The sequence below is a fragment of the Candidatus Accumulibacter vicinus genome, assembly GCF_000584955.1.
In the GTDB taxonomy this organism is placed as follows: Bacteria; Pseudomonadota; Gammaproteobacteria; order Burkholderiales; family Rhodocyclaceae; genus Accumulibacter; species Accumulibacter vicinus.
In genome coordinates, this window is sequence record NZ_JDSS02000049.1 from 39,506 (window position 1) to 42,688 (window position 3,183).

The window sequence follows — 3,183 nt, forward strand, 5'->3', positions numbered from 1 at the left end:
GGCGGCGCCCTCCGGTGGTGTGGCCGCCATCGCCGGCACCTGGCAGGGCCTGGCCATCGCCGCAGGCAGCATCGGGCACTACCGCATCAAGGGCACGGGCGGCACCGTGGACGAGCAGGGCAAGGTGACGTCGGCCTTCGGTCGGGCAGTGACCGCGACAACCGCGGCGAACAGCAACGTGCTGACCTTCTCGACCACGGCGGGCATCCTGGTCGGGCAGGCAGTCAGCGGCACCGGCGTCGCTGACGGATCGCTGGTGACCGAGGTGGGCGCGACAACGGTCAAGCTCAGCCTCATCAGTACGGCCGGCGTGTCCAACGGGGCTACGGTCTACTTCGGCGACACCAGTGGCGACATGTGGCTGCCCACCTTGACGGTGGCGGTGAACCAGGTCGTCGTCGTCAGCGCGCGGAACTTCGCCGCGCCGGGGGCCTGACATGCCGCACGCCCTCGGTTTCCCGAACCTGATCGCCACGGTGGGGCACACGCTGTCTGGCGGCAGCTGGTCAGCGAGCGCGCCGCTGTCGCGCCTGGCCACGTGGCCGCTCGCCGAGTCCGCCCGCAGCGCCAACGCGCTGGCCGCGAGCACGCAGCTCGAAGTGACCTGGGGCGCGACTACGCCCGCGGCGAGGCTGCTGGCCGTGATGGGGCACAACCTCAGCCAGACGGCCACGGTCCGATGGGTGCGCAGGGCCACGCCAGGCGGCGCCATCGTGGCCGACAGCGGCGCTGTGCCGGCCTGGGCATTCGCCCCGCGCGAGCATGACGGGCGCGCGCACTGCGTCATGGTGACGCAGGCGCAGGCCGTGGCCGCCGGGCACGAGACGGTCGAAATCGTCGACACCGGCAACCCGGCTGGGTACGTCGAGATCGGTCGCATCTGCATCTGCCCGATCACGATCCCGACCTATGGCCCGGCCTACGGGCTGCGCGATGGCGTGACCGACCTGTCGACGGTGACCAAGGCCGAAAGCGGCGCCGACTGGCCGACGACGCGTCGCAGGCAGCGCAGCGTGACGTTCACGATCCCCTGGCTATCGCTCGCCGAAGGCGACACGTTGCACGAGCTCGAGCAGGTAGAGGGCACCACTGCCGAAATCGCCTGGCTGCCTGACTTCGGCGACTCTGAGCGCATGCAGCGCTATGGCTTCGTTGGCCGGCTGCGCGAGCTGTCCGGCTTGGAGTACCCATCTTGGCGGCTGCGCAGCAAGGCGTTTGCCATCGAGCAGAGGATGTGAGCATGACCGACCCCACCCGCCACATCCACGCCCCCGGCGACGCCGAGCGCCGTGTCGGCGAGCTGATCGGCCCCGCCCGCCATCTCCGCGTCGAATCCGCGTGCCGTGAAGCGTCGGTGCTCGCCGACATGCTCGCCGGCAGCGACCGGCGAATTGACGCGATCATGGAGCAGTTGCCAGACCGGATCGAGGGCGCCGTCGGCCGCGCGATGGCGGCATCGCACCAGCTCACGGCAGAGCAGCACCAATGGGTCCTGCTCGCCATCCAGCGCGAGGCGCAATCGATCCGCCTGCGCCAGGCGATCATCGAGAAAACCCTCGCCGGCCTGGTGTGGGCCGCTGTCGTCGGCCTGGGGGCGCTGGTCTATCACGGCGCGGTCGACTACCTGCAGACGACGCTGAGGCCGAAGCCGTGACAGACCCTCGGACCGCCTGCGCCGAGTCGCTCGGGAGCCCAAACGTCAGGGCTTTCCTGCGCGTCATCCGCGCTGGCGAGAGCGACCAGAGCGACGACGCCTACCGGATGATCGTCGGGCACACGGGTGCCCGCCCATCGCTCGCCGAGTCGCTACAGGATCACCCCCGCATCCCCGTGCATCTGCCACGTTTGGGCGTGACCAGCACCGCGGCCGGGGCCTACCAGTTCCTATCGCGCACCTGGGACGAGTGCGCCCGGGCGCTGGCCCTGCCTGATTTCGGCGCGGACAGCCAGGACCTCGCCGCTGTCTACCTGATCCGTCGGCGCGGCGCGCTCGACGACGTGCTCTCGGGCCGCATCCCCGAGGCGCTGGAGAAGTGCGCCCGCGAGTGGGCCAGCCTGCCGGGTAGCCCCTACGGACAGCCGACCATCGCCCTGGACCGCGCGCTGGCGGTCTACCGCGAGTGGGGTGGCACGCTCGCTGCGGAGGCGCCGCGGGCCGTCGATCCGCCACTCGTCCACGTCGGGCCCGAGCCGGCGGCCCCCGGCATCACCGAAGAAAGGCCCCGCATCATGGCCCCATTCCTCGCCGCCGCGCTGCCCGCGCTGGTCGAACTGATCCCGCGCCTGGGCCGACTGTTCGGTTCCGGCAGCCAGGTCAGCGACCGCAACCTGCAGGCCGCCGAAGCGGTCGCGCAGGTGGTGCAGCGCGCGACCAGTGCGCCGAACATCCAGACCGCGGTGGAGGCCATGCGCGCCGACCCGGCTGTACTGCAGACCGCAGTGCGCGCCGTCGAGGCGCACTGGGTCGACATCACCGAGGCCGGTGGCGGCGGGATCGAGGGGGCGCGCAAGGCCGACGCGGTCGGCCGGGCCGCTGGCGATCTGCTGCACTCGGCCAGTTTTTTGGTTGCCCTCCTGCTCCTGCCGCTGGTCTACCTGCTGGTCCTGTCGCTGATCGGCCTGATCGGCACGGCGACCTGGTCGGACGACGTGCGTGCCGGGCTCGCCGGCAGCCTGATCAGTGCGATCGTCGGTGGCCTGGTCGGCTACTACTACGGTCAGACGACGAGCCGCAATCGCGCGACGGGGGCGACCCCATGACTGTCAGCCCCTGGATCACAATCCCACGTACCCGCCTGGCACAGCTTGAGGACGTTGAGCTACAGGTCGGCCGAGGGCGAGACACTGGCCTGTTACGGCGGTATCGACGGGCGGCGGGATTGGGTCGACGTGGGCACTTGGCTGCGCCCCGGAGATCGGATCGTGGTGCTGCGCTGCGAGCCAGGTGATGAGGGCGCGTCGACATGAAGCGCCGTCGCCCGCCGATCGCCGATCGCATCTGGGCCCACATGCGCGCCCAGCCGCCCGGCAGCAGGGTGACGGCTGACGAGCTGGCCGCCGCCGTCCACACGACAGTGCACGCAGTGCATACTGCCGTGTCCTATCTGCGCGCCGAGGGGCGCGACCTGCGCTGTGTGCGCGCATACGAGGTGCCAGGAGCCCAGCCATGACCCGCCCGACCCG

The 3,183-nt window shown here is 70.9% G+C and carries 4 protein-coding genes; all 4 read left to right on the forward strand.

Annotated elements, in window-relative coordinates; translation table 11 throughout:
* A partial coding sequence (locus CAPSK01_RS19865; protein WP_273704155.1) for a hypothetical protein occupies window positions 1–436 on the forward strand: 436 nt, incomplete at its 5' end.
* A 1-nt stretch (window position 437) separates the two neighbouring features.
* Window positions 438–1,238, forward strand: coding sequence for a hypothetical protein (locus CAPSK01_RS19870; protein ID WP_034930900.1), 801 nt, complete (start codon window positions 438–440; stop codon window positions 1,236–1,238).
* Between the two features lie 2 nt (window positions 1,239–1,240).
* Window positions 1,241–1,654 (forward strand): hypothetical protein, encoded by a 414-nt coding sequence (locus tag CAPSK01_RS24140; protein WP_273704156.1) that lies wholly within the window; start codon window positions 1,241–1,243, stop codon window positions 1,652–1,654.
* Window positions 1,651–2,760, forward strand: coding sequence for a glycoside hydrolase family 104 protein (locus CAPSK01_RS24145; RefSeq protein WP_273704157.1), 1,110 nt, complete (start codon window positions 1,651–1,653; stop codon window positions 2,758–2,760). The genes CAPSK01_RS24140 and CAPSK01_RS24145 overlap by 4 nt, the downstream gene beginning before the upstream one ends.
* Window positions 2,761–3,183 lie beyond the last annotated feature (423 nt).

Bases quoted from the DNA above. Each gene is read 5' to 3' on its own strand.
- CAPSK01_RS19870 (WP_034930900.1), top strand. From the start codon at position 438: ATGCCGCACGCCCTCGGTTTCCCGAACCTGATCGCCACGGTGGGGCAC.
- CAPSK01_RS24140 (WP_273704156.1), top strand. From the start codon at position 1,241: ATGACCGACCCCACCCGCCACATCCACGCCCCCGGCGACGCCGAGCGC.